The organism is Micromonospora sp. LH3U1 (genome assembly GCF_028475105.1).
Lineage (GTDB): Bacteria > Actinomycetota > Actinomycetes > Mycobacteriales > Micromonosporaceae > Micromonospora.
On record NZ_CP116936.1, the window covers coordinates 4,978,945 to 4,998,447 of the forward strand.

16 protein-coding genes and 2 pseudogenes are annotated in these 19,503 nt (G+C 72.7%); 10 read left to right on the top strand and 8 right to left on the bottom strand.

Annotated elements, in window-relative coordinates; translation table 11 throughout:
• Positions 1–9 precede the first annotated feature (9 nt).
• The gene (fabG, locus tag PCA76_RS22660) at positions 10–714 is read right to left on the bottom strand and encodes a 3-oxoacyl-ACP reductase FabG (protein WP_272612496.1); all 705 of its coding nucleotides are present in this window, start codon (positions 712–714) and stop codon (positions 10–12) included.
• A gap of 155 nt (positions 715–869) precedes the next feature.
• On the opposite strand from fabG, the gene PCA76_RS22665 reads away from it, so the two are divergent.
• From PCA76_RS22665 to PCA76_RS22680, 4 genes are all read left to right on the top strand, one after another.
• Complete coding sequence (locus PCA76_RS22665; protein WP_272612497.1) at positions 870–2,108, top strand: sensor histidine kinase; 1,239 nt, start codon at positions 870–872, stop codon at positions 2,106–2,108.
• Positions 2,105–2,767, top strand: coding sequence for a response regulator (locus PCA76_RS22670; protein WP_272612498.1), 663 nt, complete (start codon positions 2,105–2,107; stop codon positions 2,765–2,767). The genes PCA76_RS22665 and PCA76_RS22670 overlap by 4 nt, the downstream gene beginning before the upstream one ends.
• Positions 2,768–2,866: 99 nt before the next feature.
• Positions 2,867–3,769, top strand: coding sequence for an alpha/beta hydrolase (locus tag PCA76_RS22675; protein ID WP_272612499.1), 903 nt, complete (start codon positions 2,867–2,869; stop codon positions 3,767–3,769).
• Positions 3,766–5,010 (top strand): acyltransferase family protein, encoded by a 1,245-nt coding sequence (locus PCA76_RS22680; RefSeq protein ID WP_272612500.1) that lies wholly within the window; start codon positions 3,766–3,768, stop codon positions 5,008–5,010. The genes PCA76_RS22675 and PCA76_RS22680 overlap by 4 nt, the downstream gene beginning before the upstream one ends.
• A 308-nt stretch (positions 5,011–5,318) precedes the next feature.
• Here the strand turns inward: PCA76_RS22680 and PCA76_RS22685 are convergent, their stop codons facing one another.
• From PCA76_RS22685 to PCA76_RS22695, 3 genes and pseudogenes are all read right to left on the bottom strand, one after another.
• Positions 5,319–6,269: a VWA domain-containing protein gene (locus PCA76_RS22685; protein WP_272612501.1), complete on the bottom strand. Its 951-nt coding sequence runs from the start codon at positions 6,267–6,269 to the stop codon at positions 5,319–5,321.
• A pseudogene (locus PCA76_RS22690) lies at positions 6,266–7,266 on the bottom strand (DUF58 domain-containing protein). The gene PCA76_RS22685 and the pseudogene PCA76_RS22690 overlap by 4 nt, the downstream one beginning before the upstream one ends.
• Positions 7,245–8,351, bottom strand: a complete 1,107-nt coding sequence (locus PCA76_RS22695) for an AAA family ATPase (protein ID WP_272612502.1) — start codon at positions 8,349–8,351, stop codon at positions 7,245–7,247. Before PCA76_RS22695 ends, PCA76_RS22690 begins: the two are co-directional and overlap by 22 nt.
• A 241-nt stretch (positions 8,352–8,592) precedes the next feature.
• Here PCA76_RS22695 and PCA76_RS22700 point away from each other — a divergent pair, with 241 nt between their 5' ends.
• The 3 genes and pseudogenes from PCA76_RS22700 to PCA76_RS22710 all read left to right on the top strand — a co-directional run bounded on the left by PCA76_RS22700 (position 8,593) and on the right by PCA76_RS22710 (position 10,925).
• On the top strand, positions 8,593–8,823 hold the full coding sequence (locus PCA76_RS22700; protein WP_272612503.1) for a hypothetical protein: 231 nt from the start codon (positions 8,593–8,595) through the stop codon (positions 8,821–8,823).
• A gap of 56 nt (positions 8,824–8,879) precedes the next feature.
• Positions 8,880–9,374 (top strand): PH domain-containing protein, encoded by a 495-nt coding sequence (locus PCA76_RS22705; protein ID WP_272619526.1) that lies wholly within the window; start codon positions 8,880–8,882, stop codon positions 9,372–9,374.
• Between the two features lie 43 nt (positions 9,375–9,417).
• Positions 9,418–10,925, top strand: a pseudogene (locus PCA76_RS22710) (PH domain-containing protein).
• 274 nt (positions 10,926–11,199) lie between these two features.
• Here PCA76_RS22710 and PCA76_RS22715 read toward each other — a convergent pair.
• Positions 11,200–12,291 carry a phosphatase PAP2 family protein gene (locus PCA76_RS22715; protein ID WP_272612504.1) on the bottom strand — a complete coding sequence of 364 codons (1,092 nt, stop codon included), beginning with the start codon at positions 12,289–12,291 and terminating at the stop codon, positions 11,200–11,202.
• Positions 12,292–12,429: 138 nt separating this feature from the next.
• On the opposite strand from PCA76_RS22715, the gene PCA76_RS22720 reads away from it, so the two are divergent.
• On the top strand, positions 12,430–12,834 hold the full coding sequence (locus tag PCA76_RS22720) for a thioesterase family protein (RefSeq protein ID WP_272612505.1): 405 nt from the start codon (positions 12,430–12,432) through the stop codon (positions 12,832–12,834).
• Positions 12,831–13,661 carry an MBL fold metallo-hydrolase gene (locus PCA76_RS22725; RefSeq protein ID WP_272612506.1) on the top strand — a complete coding sequence of 277 codons (831 nt, stop codon included), beginning with the start codon at positions 12,831–12,833 and terminating at the stop codon, positions 13,659–13,661. The genes PCA76_RS22720 and PCA76_RS22725 overlap by 4 nt, the downstream gene beginning before the upstream one ends.
• A gap of 110 nt (positions 13,662–13,771) precedes the next feature.
• Here PCA76_RS22725 and PCA76_RS22730 read toward each other — a convergent pair whose 3' ends face one another.
• Both PCA76_RS22730 and PCA76_RS22735 read right to left on the bottom strand, forming a co-directional pair.
• Entirely contained in the window at positions 13,772–14,707 is a 936-nt protein-coding gene (locus PCA76_RS22730) for a PfkB family carbohydrate kinase (RefSeq protein ID WP_272612507.1), read from the bottom strand.
• 109 nt (positions 14,708–14,816) lie between these two features.
• On the bottom strand, positions 14,817–15,968 hold the full coding sequence (locus PCA76_RS22735; protein WP_272612508.1) for an XdhC family protein: 1,152 nt from the start codon (positions 15,966–15,968) through the stop codon (positions 14,817–14,819).
• A 356-nt stretch (positions 15,969–16,324) separates the two neighbouring features.
• Here PCA76_RS22735 and PCA76_RS22740 point away from each other — a divergent pair, with 356 nt between their 5' ends.
• Positions 16,325–17,455, top strand: a complete 1,131-nt coding sequence (locus PCA76_RS22740; protein ID WP_272612509.1) for a lytic polysaccharide monooxygenase auxiliary activity family 9 protein — start codon at positions 16,325–16,327, stop codon at positions 17,453–17,455.
• Positions 17,456–17,538: 83 nt separating this feature from the next.
• Here PCA76_RS22740 and asnB read toward each other — a convergent pair whose 3' ends face one another.
• A complete protein-coding gene (asnB, locus tag PCA76_RS22745) occupies positions 17,539–19,500 on the bottom strand; it encodes an asparagine synthase (glutamine-hydrolyzing) (RefSeq protein WP_088951893.1) in 1,962 nt (653 codons plus the stop codon).
• Between the last annotated feature and the right edge of the window lie 3 nt (positions 19,501–19,503).

Here is a 19,503-nt window from a genome sequence, read left to right on the forward strand (position 1 = left end):
AGATAAGGGTCAGTGGCCCATGCCGAGGCCGCCGTCGACCGGGATCACGGCGCCCGAGACGTACCCGGCGCTGTCGGAGGCCAACCAGGTGACCACCCCGGCGACCTCGTCCGGGCTGGCCATCCGGCCGGCCGGGATCGACTTGCGGATCTCCGCCTTGCGGTCCTCGGACAGGCCGGCGGTCATGTCCGTGTCGATGAAGCCGGGCGCCACCACGTTCGCGGTGATGTTGCGGCTGCCCAGCTCGCGGGTGATCGAGCGGGCCACGCCGACGAGACCGGCCTTGCTGGCGGCGTAGTTGACCTGCCCGGCGCCGCCGGCGAGGCCGACCACCGAGGAGATGAAGATCATGCGGCCCCACTTGGCGCGGAGCATCTTGCCGGAGGCCCGCTTGGCGACCCGGAACGCACCGGTGAGGTTGGTGTCCAGCACACCGGTGAACTGCTCCTCGGTCATCCGCAGCAGCAGCGTGTCGGCGGTCATGCCGGCGTTGGCGACCAGCACCTCGACCGGCCCCAGCTCGGCCTCGACGGCGGTGAACGCGGCGTCGATCGAGGCCGCGTCGGTGACGTCGGCGCGTACGCCGAACAGCCCTTCCGGAGCCTCGCCGCTGCGGTGGGTGACCGCCACCCGGTCGCCCTGCTTGGCGAAGGCCTGCGCGATCGCCAGGCCGATCCCCCGGTTGCCCCCGGTCACCAGCACGGTACGGGCCACTGTTCCCCCTTGCGAATGGTCAGCACGGACGCGTCGGAGCCTAGGCGTTACCGGCAGGTAAGCGCTAACGGGAGTCAGGTCACACTGGGGTACGACACCGGGATCAACCCCTGGTGGCACGCCTCGCGGCGGGGTCGGCCCGTAGCCTCCCGATGGTGAGCCGGCAACCGATCGCCGTGGCCCTGCGGGCCCTGCGGCAGACCCTGCTGGGCCCGGACGCCCCGGCCGGCCGGCCGCTGGCGGCCCGCTGGCCGCGGCTGGCCCCTTACGCCGCACCGGTCGGCCTGCTCGCCGCCCTCGGCCTCTTCCTGATCACGCTGACCGTGGAGAGCGACTGGGGCCTGCCGACGACGATCGCGGTCCTGTTCGCGGCGATGACCGTGGCGCCGCTGCTGGCGCTGCCCCGGCGTCCGCTGCTGGCCTGGCGGCTGACGGTGCTGGCTCTGCTGATCTGCACGTTCAACGCGCCAGCCGGCCAGGCCTGGCCGTGGACCCCGCCGCTGGCGCTCGGGTCGATCGCGGTGCTGGCGGTGGTCGTCGCGCGGGTCGACCGGCCGGTGCTGGCCTGGGTGGTGACGATCAGCACGGTGCCGGTGCTGTTCCTGGTCCACCCCAACAACCGGGTCCCTGTCCTGCTGCTGCTCGGCGCCCTGGCGATCGTCGGCGACCTGATCCGGCACAACCGGCTGTCCCGGCACGCGCTGGCCGCGCAGACCGAGCTGAGCGAGCGGGAGCAGGAGCGCCGCGCGGTGCTGGAGGAACGCACCCGGATCGCCCGGGAGATGCACGACGTGGTGGCCCACCACATGTCGTTGATCGCGGTGCAGGCGGAGACCGCCCCGTACCGGCTGACCGACGTGCCGGCGCCGGCAGCCGCGGAATTCGTCGCCATCGCCGCCTCGGCCCGCGACGCGCTGAACGACATGCGGCGGCTGCTGGGGGTGCTGCGCAGCGAGTCGACCGGGCCACAGACCGCTCCGCAGCCGGACCTGACCGACCTGGGCGCGATGGTGGACGCGGCCCGCCGAGCCGGCATGCCGGTGACCCTGGACGCCGGTCCGGTGGACGACGGACAGGTGCCCGCACCGGTCGGGCTCGCCGCGTACCGCATCGTGCAGGAGGGCCTGGCCAACGCGGCCCGGCACGCGGCCGGGGCCGCGGTGCGGGTCACCGTCCGCGCCGGTCCGTCCACCCTGGGGGTACGCGTGCAGAACGCGCCGCCCGGCGACGTGCGGGCCGATCCGGACACCGAGACGGACGCCGGGCACGGGTTGACCGGCATGCGGGAGCGGGCCAATTCGTTGGGCGGTACGTTCACCGCCGGGCCGCTGCCCGACGGGGGTTACGCGGTGGCGGCCGAGTTGCCGTACGACGCGGAGGGCGGGGACCGATGATCCGGGTGCTGATCGCCGACGACCAGGCGATGGTCCGGCAGGGTTTCGGTGCGCTGCTCGCCGCCCAACCGGATCTGCTGGTGGTGGGGGACGCCGCCGACGGCGCGCAGGCGGTGGCCGCCGCCCGCCACCTCGACCCGGACGTGGTGCTGATGGACGTGCGCATGCCGGTCATGGACGGGCTGGAGGCCACCCGCAAGCTGCTCGGTGACCGGTCGGCCCAGCGACCCCGGGTGCTCATCCTCACCACCTTCGACCTGGACGACTACGTGTACGAGGCGCTACGCGCCGGGGCCAGCGGCTTCCTGCTCAAGGACGCGCCGGCGGCCGATCTGGTCCAGGCGGTGCGGGTGGTGGCGGCCGGGGACGCGCTGCTCGCCCCGGCGGTCACCCGCCGGCTGATCGCCGAGTTCGCGGCCCGCCCGGACCGCCGCCGGCCGCGCCCCACCGACCTGGCCGGGCTCACCCCACGGGAGACCGAGGTGCTGCGGTTGATCGCCCGAGGCCGCAACAACGCGGAGATCGCGGGTGACCTGGTGGTGGCCGAACAGACCGTGAAGACGCACGTCGGGCGGATCCTGGCCAAGCTGGGGCTGCGCGACCGGGCCCAGGCCGTGGTGCTGGCATACGAGACAGGTCTGGTGGCCGCCGGCGAGTAGCCCCGTGGAGCCACCCCGCAGACGGCTCCCCGGAACGACGACCGAGCACCGCCCTCCCGCGCACTCTCCCAACGGACGACATTCCGGAGGGAGAACGTGATGCGACGACGAGGTGCCAGCCGTGTGGCGGTGGCCGCGCTGCTCGGCGTGAACCTGGTCCTACCGACCCGACCCGAGCCGGTCGCGGCGGCGGGGTTCGTCGAGGCGTACCCGGGCACGGCGGCGGCGATGCGCGCGGCCGGCCGCCCGTACGCGGACTGGGCGGCCGACGGGCGCCGGTTCCTGCTGTTCGACCCGCGTGGCGACGGCCGCGCGGTCGAGGTGCTCGGCGACCTGGCCGGCGCGGACCGGATCGCGGTGCTGGTGCCGGGGGTGGGCAGCACCCTCGCGGACTTCGACCGGGGGTTGGGCGGGGTGGCCCGCCGGGCACCGGCGGTGCAGGCCGGGCAGCTCTACCGGGAGCTGCGGGCGAGCGACCCGACGGCGCGGGTCGCGGTGCTGGCCTGGCTCGGCTACGACCCGCCCGACGGGGTGTTGACCGCCGCCGGTGGTCTCGGCGCCCAGCGGGGCGCGGCCGGGCTGGCCGTGCTGTTGCGGGAGCTCGCGACACGCAGCCCGGCGGCGACGATCACGCTGGTCGGGCACAGCTACGGGGCGCTGGTGGTGTCGCTGGCGGCCACGGACGCCCCGGCCCAGGTCACCGACGTGGTCAGTCTGGGCGGCGTCGGTGCCGGGGTGCAGCGCGCCGACGATCTGCAAGGACGACGGTTCTGGGCTGCGGAGGCGCCCACCGACTGGATCCGTCGGGTGCCGCAGGTGCGACTGCTCGGCCTCGGCTTCGGCCGACGCCCCGGCGATCCGGCGTTCGATGCCCGGCCCCTGCCGGTGGGCGGGGTGGCCGGGCACGACGGCTACCTCGCGTCGGGCAGCGCCGCGCTGGTCGCGGTGGCGGCAGTCGTCCTGGGCGCCGCCGACACCGACCGGGTCGGGGACGCCCGATGAGCCGCGACCGTACCGTCGACGCGCTGCGGGCGTACGCCATCGGCGGGGTGGTGCTGGGGCACTGGCTGGTAACCGGGCTGGTGCTGACCGGTGACGGTGGGCTGCACCAGGCCAGCCCGCTGACCGCGTTGCCCGGTCTGGCCCCGGTGACCTGGGTGCTGCAGACGCTCGGGTTGTTCTTCTTCACCGCCGGGTTCGGATCGGCCCGGTCGCTGGCCCGCCACGGGGGTGGCCCCGGCGGTTGGCTGGCCCGTCGACTGCGCCGGCTGCTGCTGCCCACGGTGGCGCTGCTGGGGGTGGGCGCCGCCGTGCTGCTCGCCGCCACCGTCGTCGGCACCCCGGACGACACGCTCACCGTCGCGCTGCGGCTCGCGGTCAGTCCGTTGTGGTTCCTGGTGCCGCTGGTCTTCCTGGTCGCGATGACCGGCCCGGTGCGCGCCGCCGTACGTCGATGGGGGGTGGCGCGATGCGTCGCACCGGCGGTGGCGGTGATCGCGGCGGCCGACCTGGCCGTCCGCCTGCTGCCGAACGGCACCGACCTGCCACCGGTCACCGTGGTGGTGGCCTGGTCGGTGCCGTACCTGCTGGGCGTCGCGCACGCCGATGGGCGGTTGGACGGCCGGCGGGCGGCGGGCGCCCTCGCGGGCGGCGGGGCCGCCGCACTGGCGGCGCTGCTGGCACTGGGCTACCCGGTGAGCGCCGTCGGAGTGCCCGGGGACGGGGTGTCCAACCTGAGTCCGCCGTCGCTGCTGGCAGTGGCGCTGGCGGTCACCCAGGTCGGGCTGGGGCTGCTCGCTCGGCCGGCGCTGGAACGGCTGGTGGCCCGGCCACTGCCGGGCCGAGCGGTGACCGAGGTGAACCGTTCCGCGGTCCGGATCTACCTGTGGCACCAGCCGGTACTGGTGGCGGTGACCGCGCTCACCGCCCGCAGCGGGCTGACCCTGCCGGGGCTGCACACCGTTCCGGACGACCTGGGCTGGGTGCTGGCGCGCTGCTGCTGGCTGCCACTGCTCGCCGCGGTGCTGGTCACCGTGGCGCGAACGGCCCAGCCGGCCGGTCACCTGAGGAGGCGGCGTCAACCGGGCGGTGGAGGGGTCGCCGGCCGCTCGGCCGAGTGCGTCCCGTCGGCACCGCAGGTGTACGATCATCGACGTTCCGGCCCGCCCGACTTGCAGGAGGTGATCGCTGTGCGAGATAGCGATCCTCCCAGTCGTGGCCGGGCCGATGGTCAGCCCCGCTGAGCCACGTCTCAGACTGGTGAGCTGACCCCGCTCCGCTCCCCCACCGCTTCGGTCCAGGCCGAGGTGCGTGTGCCGCGCCGCCCGATCCCGGGCGGTCGCCGGGAGCCGCCCGGTCACGACTTCGTGTGCGCGTCCCCACCCCCTGCGGTCCGCCCCCGCAAGCGGACCGTCCAGCCGCCACCCGGAGCCGTCCATGAGCCGCTACGTCGCCCCGCTGGGCTTCACCCTCGCCGCCGTCTGGGTGGCCATCGTCTTCGTGCTGGCCGGCGGCGGTCACTGAGTCGCGCTGACCACCGCCGGCCAGCCGCTCAGAGCATCCGCGACGACCAGAGCAGGCTGAGCGCACCGGCGCAGAGCGCCAGCAGCAGCGCCAATCCGGCGTACCACTGGGTCACCTCACGCGGCTCGGTGCGGAAGCCGATCGAGCTGCCCATGTCCTGATAGACCTGCTTCAGCTCGCTCACCGAGGCCGCCTCGTAGAAGTAGCCCTCGGTGGTCTCGGCAAGCTCAGCGAGGGCCAACCGGTCCACCGGCACCCGCTGCAACTGCCCGCCGATGTCGACCTGGCCGGTGTCGGTGCCGAAGGCGATGGTGGAGACCGGGACGTTGGCCGCCTGCGCGGCGGCCGCCGCCTCCTCCACCGCCCGCCCGGAGGTGCGGAACCCGTCGGAGAGCAGCACGATCCGCGCCGGCGGGATGCCCGCCGCGCCGTCGGCCGGCACCGACCGGATCGCCTCCAGGCAGGTGAAGACGGCCTCGCCGGTCGCGGTCGCCTCGGCCAGCACCAGCCCGTCGATGGCACTGGTCACCGCGTCCCGGTCCTTGCCCGGCGGCACCAGCACGTTGGCCGCCTTGGCGAACGACACGAGCCCCAGGTTGTAGCTCTCCGGCAGCTCACTGACGAACTGCTTGGCCGCCTCCTGCGCCGCTTCCAGTCGGTTCGGTGCCACGTCGTCGGCCTGCATCGACAACGACACGTCGATGGCGAGCATCACGGTGGCCCGCTCCAGCGGCTCCTTGGTGTCCACCGCGGGCCGGGCCAGTGCGGTGGCCAGCACCAGCAGGCAGAGCAGGAACGCGGTCGCCGGGACGTGCCGACGCCAACCGAGCCCCTTCGGCGCCACCGTACGCAGCAGGTCCACATTGGTGAACCGGATCGCGTACGCCCGGCGGTGCAACTGCCGCCAGACGTAGAACGCGGCAAGTGCGAGCACCGGCAGTACGGCCAGCAGCCACCACGGTTGCATGAAACGGATCATCGTGTCGTCCCCCGGGTGCGCGCGTGCCGCTGCGCGGCCACGAATCGCACCATGTCCAGCAGCCAGTCTCGGTCGGTACGCAGACGCAGGTGGGCCGCGCCGGCGCCACGCAGGGCGGCGGCGATCGTGGCCCGTTGGGCGGTGGCGGCATCGGCGTAGCGCTGCCGCAGCCGCGGGTCGGCGGTCTGCACCTCGTGCAGCTCACCGCTTTCCGGGTCGACCACCGGCAACACGCCAACGTCGGGCAGTTCCAGCTCTCGCGGGTCGATCACCTCGATGGCCAGCACGTCGTGGCGGACCCGCAGCTTGCGCATCGGCCGCGCCCACTGCTCGACCGGCGCGAGGAAGTCTGAGACCACCACGGCCACCCCGCGTCGGCGGGGCGGACGGTTGAGCATCTCGATCAGGGCACCGAGGTCACCACGGCCAGGCTGGATGGTGGTGCCGGCGACGGCACGGAGCAGAACCTGCGCCTCCTTGCGGCCGGAGCGGGCCGGCAGCCGGGTGAGCACCCGGGCCCGGCCGGCGGCGGTCCACCTCGCCAGCGCCGGGCCGGCGCGGACGCACCGCCGCCGGTGCCGATCACGGCGCCGATCCGGTTGCCACCGCGCACGGTCAGATGCGTGATGGCGGCCGTGGCGGCCACCACCACCTCCCGCTTCAACCATTGCCCGGTGCCGAAGTCCAGGCTGGCGGAGAGATCCAGTGCGAGCCAGGTTTCCAACTCCCGGTCGGCGACCGTACGCCGCACATGCGGTGTCGTGGTTCGCGCGGTGACCGGCCAGTCCATCCGGCGCACATCGTCGCCCGCGCGGTACTCCCGCGACTCACCCGCCTCGCTGCCCGGTCCGGGCAGCAGACCGGCGTAGTCGCCCTGGAGCAGACCGTCGAGCTTGCGGGTGACGAGAAGCTGAAGCCGGGACAGCACGGCCTCGCTACGGTCGGCGAGGGGGGCGGGGCGAGGGGTGGGTGAGGTCACGGGCGCTGCCCGGGCCAGCCAGCGCCCGGCGGCGGCACGGTCGACGACGGGGTGGCCTGCTGCCGGGGCGAGACCGCCGGAAGTGGGATGGTCGACATCACCCGGTGCACGATGTGGTCGGCGGGCACGTCGTCGGCGAGCGCGTCGTAGCTGAGCACCAACCGATGCCGCAGGATGTCCGGGGCGATGTCCTGCACGTCCTGCGGCAGGGCGTAGTCGCGCCCCCGCAGCAGCGCCAGCGCACGGGTCGCCCGGACCAGACCGAGCGAGGCGCGCGGGCTGGCCCCGTACTGGATCAGTTGCGCGACGTCGGGCATGCCGTGCTCGGCCGGGGCGCGGGTGGCCAGCACCAGCCGGACCGCGTAGTCGACCAGGGCATTGTGTACGAAGACCTGGTCCGCCTTGCGTTGCAGGGCGATCAGCTCGGGTGTGTCGAACACCGCGGTCGGCTCGGGCGCGGCCACGCCCATCCGGTAGACGATCTCCCGTTCCTCGGCATCGGTCGGGTAGCCCACCACGATCTTCATGAGGAACCGGTCCCGCTGCGCCTCCGGCAACGGGTAGACGCCCTCCTGCTCGATCGGGTTCTGGGTGGCCATCACCAGGAACGGCTCGGGCACCCGGTGGCTCTCCCCGCCGATGGACACCTGCCGCTCGCTCATCACCTCGAGCAGCGCGGACTGCACCTTCGCCGGAGCCCGGTTGATCTCGTCGGCGAGCAGGAAGTTGACGAAGACGGGGCCCAACTCGACGTCGAACTTCTCGCTCGACTGCCGGTAGATCCTGGTACCCATGATGTCGGACGGCACCAGGTCCGGGGTGAACTGCACCCGGGCGAAGGATCCGCCGACGACCTTCGCGAGAGTCTCCACCGCCAGGGTCTTGGCGACCCCGGGCACCCCTTCGATCAGGCAGTGACCGCGGGCGAGCAGCGCGACGAACATCCGCTCCACCATCCGGTCCTGCCCGACGATCACACGTTTGATCTCGAACAGCGCCCGCTCCAGCAGGGTGGCGTCCTGCGCGGGTGTGGTCACCGGCGCAGGTGTCTGCGGTGCCGCCCCGTTCGGCGTCGGGGCGTCGGGCATGGTCGGCTGGGCCACCGGTCCTCCACAGCGTTGGTCGGTCGTCGCGGCTCGTGCGGTATCAAGACTCGCACGCCTTGCTGAGTGTCGAGGTGGGGAGAAGCCGATTTTCGCCGCGCCGTCCGGAGCAGCCGAATTGCGCATCGCGGGTGTGCACGGACCGGCCCGTCGCGTGTACGATTCACCCGTCGCCGGGCGGCTCCCCCCGTGGTCGCCCGGCGCTTAACATCTCGCATCCCGCCGCCCTACACTGGCCGGGATGAGCATCCCCTCCCCCGCCGACGAGGCCCTGGTCTGCTCGGCCCGGGGTTGCCGAGCCGTCGCCGTCTGGGCGCTGGAGTGGAACAATCCCCGTCTGCACGACGCCGATCGGCGCAAGACCTGGCTGGCCTGCGCCGAGCACCGGAGCAGCCTCGGTGACTTCCTGAGCGCTCGCGGCTTCCTGCGTGCCATCACTCCGGTGCCCGGATCGCCTACGCTCGACACGTGAGCACCCCCGGCGTCCCATCGCCTCCCGGACCCGATGCCATCTCGGCGGCTGCACCGATGGGCCGGGGGCCGCTGGAGCCCTGGCCGGACAGCGTCCACTGGCAGCCGATCTCGTCCGACCTGATCTGGGTGGAGCTGATCCGGCTGGCGGTCGTGGTCGCCATCGGGCTGGCGGTGACGGCGGTCGGCTGGGCGTTGAGCGGCCACTGGCTGTTCGGGCTCGCCCTCGCCTTCGTCCTGGTGCTCGGCGTGTGGCGGGCCGTCGCGATCGTCCGCGCGGTCCGGGCGTGGGGTTACGCCGAGAGGGAGAACGACCTGCTGGTCCGGCACGGGCTGCTGGTCCGCCGGCTCTCCATCGTTCCGTATTCGCGGATGCAGTTCGTCGACGTCAGCGCCGGCCCGTTGGAGCGCGCCTTCGACCTGGCCACCGTGCAGTTGCACACGGCGGCTGCCGCGAGCGACGCCCGGGTGCCCGGGCTGCGCCCGGCGGAGGCGTCCCGGCTCCGCGACCGCCTCACCGCGCTCGGCGAGGACCGGGCGGAGGGGCTGTGACCACCCACGCGGGCGACCGCCGACCGTGCCGGGGGCCGGCCCGATGAGCGACAGCCCCGCCGAGCCGAGCACCGTGCCACTCGGTCCGACGCCCGACGAACCGGTGCCAGCCGCCGGCCCGGCGCCCCACGCTCCGGCACCCCAGGCTCCGGTGCCACCCGCTGCCTCGGTGCCCCACGCTCCGGTGCCGCCGGTGGCGCCCGCTCCGTGGCCGGCACCGTCGAGCGGTGGCGAGGGCGAGCCCCGGCAGCGACTGCATCCGCTCAGCCCCGTACTGCACGGTGCCAAGTCACTGGTCGTGGTGATCGCCGGGTTGTCCTGGTCGACGTTGTCCCGGGTGGGCTTCGGCTGGTTCGCGGCCATGGTGGCGGTGCTGGCGCTCGGCGCGACCGTGCTGTCGGTGATCAGCTGGTACAACACCGGCTACCACGTGGTCGGCCGCGAGCTGCGGGTGTACGAGGGGCTGCTCTGGCGGCGTACCCGGGCCATCCCGTTGGAGCGATTGCAGGCCGTGGAGGTGGTCCGGCCGCTGCTCGCCCAGCTCACCGGCCTGGCCGAGCTGCGCCTGGAGGTGGTCGGCGGCGGCAAGACCGAGGCGCCACTGGCGTACCTCGGGGTGGCCGACGCGGCCCTGCTACGCGAGCGTCTGCTGGTGCTGGCCGGGCGGGTGGCGCAGGCGCCCACACCGGGCGACGCGGCGCCCGCGGCAGTCCCGGGGCGGCGGCGCCAACGGCCGTCGCCGGCCGGCCACTGCACGCGGTACGCAACCAGAGCCTGCTGATCAGCCAACTGCTCACGCCGCAGGCGTTCCTGCTCCCATTCGGTGTGGCCTTCGTCGTGGTGCAGTTCCTCACCGCGGGGTCGTGGTCGTTCGTCGCGGTGGCGAGCACGTTGACCGCGATGGCCGGTGTGCTGCTGCAACCGATCCGCCGGGTCCTCGACGACTGGAACTTCCGGCTGGCCCGCGACGGCGGCACGCTCCGGGTGCACAACGGCCTGTTGGAGACGCGGGCACAGACCGTGCCGCTGGAGCGGGTGCAGACCGTGCGGGCCACCTGGCCGCTGCTCTGGCGGGTGAACGGCTGGCTGCGGCTGCGCCTGGAGGTGGCCGGGTACTCCGTCGCGGAGGCCGACGACCGCAACCGGCCCGACCGCCTGCTGCCGGTCGGTGACCTGCCGACGGCGACGATGATCGTCGCCGAGGTGCTTCCGGGGGTACGCCTCGACGCGCTCGCGCTGAGCCCGCCGCCGCACCGGACCCGTTGGCTGCATCCGCTGGGCCGTAGCGCGTTCGGTGCGGGGCTGTTCGAGCGGGTGTTCGCCACCCGGTCCGGGCGGCTCACCCGACAGTTGGTGATCGTGCCGTACGCCCGTATCCAGAGTGTGCGGGTGGTGCAGGGGCCGGTCCAGCGCCGCCTCGGGCTGGCCTCCGTACACGCGGACACCGCGGGCGGGTCCGGTGCCACGGCCCAGGACCGGGACCTGGCCGAGGCGTGGGCGTTGGCGGCCGAGCTGAACACCCGAGCGCACGCCGCCCGCAACCCCCGCTAACCCAACGCCCAGCCCTCGTCCCCCACGTCGGTCCAGCGATCTTGCAGGTTCGGTCGCCGTTTTGCGTGACATGCCCCTTAGGTCGGGGCAGAAAGCGCAAGATCGCGCAGGCGGAAGCGCCAGCCTCGTCGATCATGGAGTCGTGGTGCCCGTTTGGCGCTATGAAGGACGCTTTGTCGCCCACCACAATTCCTTGATCGACGAGGCAAGCCCACCCCGGGCAGGGGCCCGGGGGTGGGGGTGGGGGTGGGGGTGGGGGTGGGGGTAGGGGTGGTCAGCGGTCGGCGGGTATTGGTGGGTGGTCGGTGGTCTCTGGGGTCGGCTGGTCAGTGGCCGACGGTCCGGCGGGTGCGGCGGGGTCGGTCGGGTGCCCTGGTGGTTCCTCGACGGCTGGTTGCGTCGCGCCCCTCGGGTGGCTGGCCCGCCACGCCGCCCAGCCGCGCTCGGCCAGGCCGACCACCAGGAAGGTCAGCCCCACGTACGCCCAGCCGACCAGCACGTCGATCACGTAGTGCTCACCCGAGTAGACCAGGGTGAACGTCATCGCCAGCGGGTACGCGAGCAGCAGCGGCCACCAGCGGCGGCGGGTGCTGGTCAGGAAGAACAGCACCACGAACAGCGCCCACGCGGTGTGCAGCGACGGCATCGCGGCGACCGGGTTGGAGGCGATCTGGCCGGCGTTGAGCACGTTGCCGGCGCCGTGCATGCCGAACGCCTTCCAGCCCCGGGTGGAGATCCGGGCGACCTCGGTGATCAGCCCGTTCTGCGCTGCCCACCAGGGCGGGGCGGCCGGGTAGATGAAGTAGGTGACCAGGCCGGCGGCGCAGAGGAAGCCCCAGCGCCGCATGTACGCGGCCCAGCGGTGCCGGTCGCGTATCCAGAGCACGGCGGCGGCGGTCAGTGCCACCACGAAGTGCGAGAAGTACACCCAGCTCGCCGCGACGTCCCACCAGTGCACCTGCGGGTGGTAGAGGTGCTGCTGCAACCAGACGGTGGGCACCTCACCGCCGGTGGCCCAGCCGAACATGAACCGGTCGGCGACGATCAACTCCATCGCGTGCGGGGTGGCCCCGTTGTCGGCGAACCCGCGCGACAGGTTGTAGAGGACGAACAGCAGCACCACCGGCACCCAGTCCCGGACGAAGCGCAGGTGACTGCGCCAGGGCCGGTCGCTGTTCCAGGCGATGGTCGCGGCCCAGATCCAGACGAAGGCGTACGTGGGGTCGGTGGGCAGCCCGATGGCCAGCCACGCGGCGACGAAGGCGACCGCCCAGACGGTCATGGCGATGACACGCCGACGACCCCCGTCCGGGGACGCGGGCGGGTCGGTCCGGGCGGGGGGCTGGGGGTCAGTCACGACGGCCATCGTGGTCAAGGTTAACGACGGCGGCGGCATCGACCGACGGGGACCACCCGGCGACGCCGTGCACAGGTCGGAGGGGGTCGGTGCCGGGATCCTCGGGCGCGTGCTCGGCGGGCTCGGCGAGCACCTAGGCTGACGACCATGCAGGAGCAGCCCGAGCCGGCCTTCGCGCCGGGTCTGACCGCCCAGGTCGAGTTGACCGTCACCGACGAGGACACCGCCCAGGCGGTCGGTTCCGGGGACGTACCGGTGCTGGGCACTCCCCGGGTGCTCGCACTGGCCGAGGCAGCCACCGTCGCGGCGACGGCGACCGGGATGCCGCCCGGGTCGACGACCGTGGGGACCCGGGTCGAGCTGGAGCACCTGGCGCCGACCGTGGTCGGCCGGACGGTCCGGGCGCAGGCCCTGCTGGCGACCGTCGACGGTCGCCGGCTGTCGTTCGAGGTCACGGTCAGCGACGGTGACCAGACGGTGGCCCGGGGCCGGGTGGACCGGATCCTGGTGGACCGGCAACGCTTCGTGGAGCGCGCCGGGCGGGCGTCGTGAACGCCGGTTTCGTCGAGGTCGCCGACCGGGTGCACGTGAGACGTGAGCCGCTGCTGCGGGTCAACGTCACCCTGGTCGTCGGCGACGACGAGGCGCTTCTGGTGGACACGCTCTCGTCGGCCGTCCAGGCCACCGAGCTGGCCGCCGCCGTCCGGGCGGTCACCGACCGCCCGTTGACGCTGGTCAACACCCACCACCACTACGACCACTGCTTCGGCAACGCCGTCCTGGCCGGCGACCCACCCCGCCCGGTGTACGCGCACGAACTGGCAGCCGCGGCCCTGCGCGACGAGCCGGAGCGGCTGCGCCGGGAGGCGTACGAGGAGGTGCGCATGGAGCACCCGGCGCTCGCCGCCGAGCTGGCCGACACTCCGCTGCTCGCCCCGACGCACACCGTGCAGATCGAGACGGCGCTCGACCTTGGCGGCCGGCGGGTGCTGTTGCGGCACCCGGGGCGGGGGCACACCGAGGCGGACCTGGTGGTGCACGTGCCGGACGCCGACGTGTTGGTCGCCGGGGATCTGGTGGAGCAGAGTGGTCCGCCCGCCTTCGAGGACTCGTACCCCCTGCAGTGGCCGGACGCCGTCGCGGACCTGCTGCGGCTGACGACCGCGCGCACGGTGGTGGTGCCGGGGCACGGTGACCCGGTGGACGTCGATTTCGTCCGCGCCCAGCACGCGGAGCTGGCGAAGCTGGCCTGGCTGATCCGGGCCGCGCACACCGGCAGCGCGCCCCCGGAAAGGGTGGCCGCCGAGGCACCCTTCGGTGCCCGCGCCGCCCTGACTGCTGCCCGCCGCGGCTACCACCAGCTCGACGGCAAGCTCTAGGCCGTTCCACCCCGCCGATCTTGCACTTACTGTCGCGGCAAAAGCGGCGAGAGCGGGCGAAATGCCTACCGAAAGTGCACGATCGACGCGGGAGAGGCGGCGGGCACCGGTCACGCCCCGAAGCGGCGCTGGAGGTCGGCGCGGGTGGGCATGGCGGTGGCGCCGCCTCGGGACTCGCAGACCAGGCCCGCTACCCGCAGCGCGAAGGCGACCCGCTCGGCCCAGCCTTCCGGGGAGCCTGGCTCACCGTCCTGTAGCAGGTCGGCGATCAGCCCGGCCATCACCGCGTCGCCGGCACCGGTGGCGTCGATGGCGTTGACCTTCGGCGCCGGCACCCGGACCGGGTCGGCGTCGGCGGCGGCCAGCACCGCACCGGCGGCGCCGAGCGTCACCACCACCGTGGCGGCCCCCAACTCCCGCAGGTACGCCGCCACCCCCTCGACCGGTTCACCCGGGTAGAGCAGCCCGGCGTCGGCGGCGCTCAGCTTGACCACGTGCGCGCCGGCGGCGAACTCGGCCACCACCCCGCGCAGCCCTTCCAACGCGGCCGGCCCGTTGAGCAGCCGGGGACGCACGTTGGGGTCGAAGACCCGCAGGCCGGTGGCGAGCGACCAGGCACGTCGGGCGGCGGCCAGCGTGCCGGGTTGGAGCAGCACGATCGAGCCGCAGTAGACCACGTCGGCGCCCTCCAGCAGCGCGAGGTCCAGGTCGTCGGGGCCGAGCAGGCCGTAGGAGGCCGGCTCGCCGTAGAAGCGGAAGTCGGGTTCCGGCCCGGCGTACGTGACCACCGCGAGCGTGGTCGGCGCCGGCACCGTGACCGCACCGGCCACCCCGACGTCGGCCGTGGTCAGGAAGGCGCGAATCCGGCCGCCCAGCACGTCGTCGCCGAGCGAGCCGACGAACTGTGCCGCACCGCCGAGGCGGGCCACCCCGACGGCGACGTTGAGCGGCCCGCCGCCGATCGCCTGCCGGTAGACCCGCTCGCCGTCGCACTCGCTGTCGAGCAGGTCGACGAGCGCCTCGCCGAGCACCACCGCGTATCCCATGCCGATCCTCCCGTCGTCGCCAACCGCCACGGCCGCCGCACACCGAGCCGATCGCCGTGGCACCAGGCTGGCACAGCGCACGCTCCGGTGTGCGGCACAACGACCTGCGCTACCCCGGCTGATGGATCGGCCCGTCGAGCGCCGCCAGCGGGCGGCCGGTGCCACCCCAGCGGGCCGCGACGATCTGCGCGGCCACGCTCACCGCGGTCTCCTCCGGAGTACGCCCACCGAGGTCCAACCCGATCGGGGAGGCGAGCCGGGCGAGTTGCGCCTCAGTCAGCCCCGCCTCGCGCAACAGCTTGTGCCGATCGTCGTGGGTGCGCCGCGAGCCCATCGCACCGACATATGCCAGCGGGTGGCGTAGCGCCAGCTCCAGCAACGGCACGTCGAACTTCGGGTCGTGGGTGAGCACGCACACCACCGTCCGCCCGTCGACCCGATCGGCGTCCAGCTCCGTACGCAGGTAGCGGTGCGGCCACCGCACCACCACCTCGGCCGCCTCGGGAAAGCGACGCGCGGTGGCGAAGACCGGCCGGGCGTCGCAGACCGTGACCCGGTAGCCGAGGAACGCGCCGATCCGGGCCACCGCGGCGGCGAAGTCGATCGCGCCGAACACGATCATCCGGGGCGGGGTGGCGTACGCGGTCACGAAGAGGCTGATGCCGCCACCTCGGCGTTGCCCGTGGTACCCGTACCGGAGCACCCCGCTGTGCCCGGCGGCGAGCAGCCCGAGGGCGTCGGCGCAGGCGGCGTCGTCGAGTCGGTCGTCGCCGAGCGAGCCGATCGGCCGGTCGCCGGTCAGCACCAGCCGGCGACCCAGCCGCCGTTCCGGGTCGCTCGGCACCGCGTCCGGTGGGTCACCGGCATCGGCCGCCACGCAGGTGACCACTGCCGTCGGTTGGCCGTCCCGGCGGGCGGCGGCGACCGCGTCCAGCGCCGGCAGGGCGCTCGCGTCGACGCGCTCCACGAAAACGTCAAGGATCCCGCCGCAGGTCAGGCCCACGGTGTACGCCTCGTCGTCGCTGATCCCGTAGCGGGTCAGCTCGGGTGCGCCGGTGTCGAGCACGCGGCGGGCCCGTTCGTAGAGATCCGCCTCGACGCAGCCGCCGGAGACGCTGCCGGTGACGGTGCCGTCGGCCGCGACCACCATGGTGGCGCCGGGCGGCTGCGGCGCGGAGTGCCAGGTGGCCACGACGGTGGCCAGGGCGACCGACTCGCCGGCGCGGCAACGGCGGTGCACCTCGTCGAACACGTCCGGCACCGGGTGCAGCCTCTCCGTCGCGTCGTCCCCGTACGCAGGATATGGCGTCCCACGACGATCGGCGGGTCATCTCATTCATCGAGGAACGACTATTGCGGTGTGACCGCGCGGCGTGGTGGGATGACGCGTACCGGGTGGTGCGAGGGCTGCCGCGCCGCCGGTTGCCGGGTTCGTTGGGCGCGAGGGCACCGGTCCAGGACAGGACCGTCGACGGCGCACGTCCACCGGCCGGTTTTCCTCCGGGGCACGTCGCCGTGATCGTCGCACCGCTCACGACAGCGGGGCGATCAGGCCACATCCCATCCGCTTGCGGCGGGGCGGCTCGGGCAGCGCGCCTCGCAGGTCAGGAGAAACCCGTGAACCGTTCCCGTACGGCTGCGTTGCTCATCGCGGCCGTGACCCTCGCGCTGGGCGCTGTCGCCCTGGCGCCCAGTCCGCAGCCAGCCGCCGCGCACGGCGCGGCCATGACTCCGGGCAGCCGCACCTACCTGTGCTGGCAGGACGGCCTCAGCCAGACCGGTGAGATCAGGCCGAACAACCCCGCGTGCTCCGCTGCGGTGGCACAGAGTGGGGCGAACTCGCTCTACAACTGGTTCAGTGTGCTGCGCTCCGACGCGGGCGGGCGGACCACTGGCTTCATCCCGGACGGGCAGTTGTGCAGTGGTGGAAACTCCGGTTACCGCGGCTACGACCTGCCTCGCACCGACTGGCCGTTGACCCACCTGACGGCCGGGGCGCGGTTGGACTTCCGGTACAGCAACTGGGCGCACCACCCGGGCACCTTCTACTTCTACGTGACGAAGAACAGTTGGAGCCCGAACCGGGCGCTGGCCTGGGGTGACCTGGAGGAGCAGCCGTTCCTCACGGTGACCAACCCGCCGCAGCGCGGCGCGGTCGGCACCAACGACGGGCACTACTACTTCAGCGGCAACCTGCCGTCGGGTAAGAGTGGCCAGCACATCATCTACTCCCGTTGGGTGCGCGCGGACTCGCAGGAGAACTTCTTCGGCTGCTCCGACGTGACCTTCGACGGCGGCAACGGCCAGGTGACCGGGGTGGGTCCGGGTGGCACTCCGCCGCCGACCCCCACTCCGACCCCGACCACCCCGACGCCCACACCGACCACGCCGACGCCGACGCCGACCACGCCGACCCCGGCCCCGTCGACACCACTGCCGCCCACCGGTAACTGCATGGCGGTCTACAAGGTGGTCAGCGCCTGGCAGGGCGGCTTCCAGGGCGAAGTAATGATCATGAACCACAGTAGTGCGCCGTATTCGGGCTGGACCGCGAGTTGGACCTGGCCCAGCGGGCAGGCGATCAGTCAGGTCTGGGGTGCGACACAGACGTCGTCCGGCTCGACGGTGACGGCGACAAACGTCTCCTACAACGGCACGGTCGCACCGGAAGGCACCACGACCTTCGGCTTCCTGGCAAGCACCACAGGAACCAACGGCATCCCAACGGTGACCTGCTCCGGCCGCTAGCCCCCTGAAATGATCAAGAGGTTTGCGTCACCGGAACCGCTCCGGATGACGCAAACCTCTTGATCAACAAAGTGGAGCCGAAGTCAGCGGACCATGGAGCCGACAACCGGCTTCGTGAGCAGGGCGGACTGGTTGCGCTGGATGCCCGGGTCGAGGGTCTTGGCCACGAAGATGGCGTGCCAGATGCAGAAGATCAGCACCGTCCACACCTTGCGGGAGTGGTCGGCCTCCTCCCGCTTGTGCTCGTCGAGCAGCCGCAGCGCGTACGACAGGTCGAGCAGGTCGCCCGCGCCGGAGGTGCTCAGCACGTGCCGGGCCCACTCGTACATCTCGCCGCGCAGCCAGACCCGGGTGGGGGTCGGGAAGCCCAGCTTCTTGCGGTTGACGATGGCCGGCGGCACGACGCCCTGCAACGCCTGGCGCATCGCGTACTTGGTGGCGTCGGAGCGCGGCGGCAGCTTCAGGTCGACCGGGATCTTCGCCGCGACGTCGAACACCTCACGGTCGAGGAACGGCACCCGCACCTCCAACGAGTGCGACATCGAGATCCGGTCGGCCTTGACCAGGATGTCGCCCCGCAGCCAGGTGTAGAGGTCGACGTACTGCATCTTGGTGACGTCGTCCAGCTCCGTGCACTCGGCGTAGATCGGGGCGGTGACGTCCGTGTAGCGCACCGAGGGGTCGTAGCGGCGCATCAGGTGCTGCTTCTCCTCCTCGGTGAACATCCGGGCATTGCCGTAGTAGCGCTCCTCGATCGGGGTGGTGCCGCGCTCCAGGAAGCTCTTGCCCTTGACCCCCTGCGGGATCGCCTTGGAGACCGCGCGCAGCCCCTTCTGCACCCCGCCGGGCAGGCCGTTGACGGTGCCCAGCGACAGCGGCTCCCGGTAGATGGTGTAGCCGCCGAAGAACTCGTCGGCGCCCTCACCGGAGAGCACCACCGTGACGTGCTCGGCGGCCTTCTTGGCCACGAAGTAGAGCGGCACCAGCGCCGGGTCGGCCACCGGGTCGTCCAGGTGCCAGACGATCTTCGGCAGCGCGTCGATCATGTCCTGCGGACCGATCTTGGTGGGGATGGTGGTGACGTCCAGGTGCCGGGCCGACTCCTGGGCAACGTCGATCTCCGAGTACCCCGGTACGTCGTAGCCGACGGTGAAGGTGAGGATGTTCGGGTTGAACTCCCGGGCCAGCGCGACCACGGCCGTGGAGTCGATGCCGCTGGACAGGAACGAACCGACCGGCACGTCGGAGCGCATGTGCATGCGCACGCTCTCCCGCAGCGTCTCCCGGATCTCGTGGTAGAGCTTCTGCTCGTCGTCGACCGGTGCCGGCCGGAACACCGGCCGGTACCACCGACGCACGTCGATCCGCCCGCCCGGGGTCCAGTTCAGGTACTCCCCGGAGCCGATCCGGCTGATGCCCTTGTGCAGGGTGCCGGGCTCGGGGACGTACTGCAGGGTCAGGTAGTGGCTGAGGTTGGCCGTGTCGACGCCCGCGTCGCCCTGGTAGTTGCTGTGCGCGAACGGCAGCAACGCCTTCTTCTCCGACGCCAGGTAGAGGCCGTCGGCGGTCTCCAGATAGTGCATCGGCTTGATGCCGAAGTAGTCGCGGGCACCGAACGCGCGCCGCTCCTGCCGGTCCCAGATGACGAAGGCGAACATGCCCCGCAGCCGGGTGAGCACCTGCTCGCCCCAGAAGTGGTAGCCCGCGACGATCACCTCACCGTCACCGGCGGTGGCGAACTGGGCACCGAAGTTCCTGATCAACTCCTCGCGCAGCTCGATGTAGTTGTAGATCTCACCGTTGAAGGTGAGCAGGTAACGGCCGTTCGCGTAGGGCAGCGGCTCGTGGCTCGACGCGACGTCGATGATCGCCAACCGCTTGTGGGCGAACACGCCGTCCGCGTACCGGCCGGAGGCGTCGCCGACCACCTCGACCCCGGTCTCGTCGGGGCCGCGATGGTGCAGGCATTCCAACGCTCCGGCGATGTGGTCGCGGTGCGCGGCGGCGTTACCGTTCGCGCTGAAGAAGGCCAGAAGTCCGCACATGGT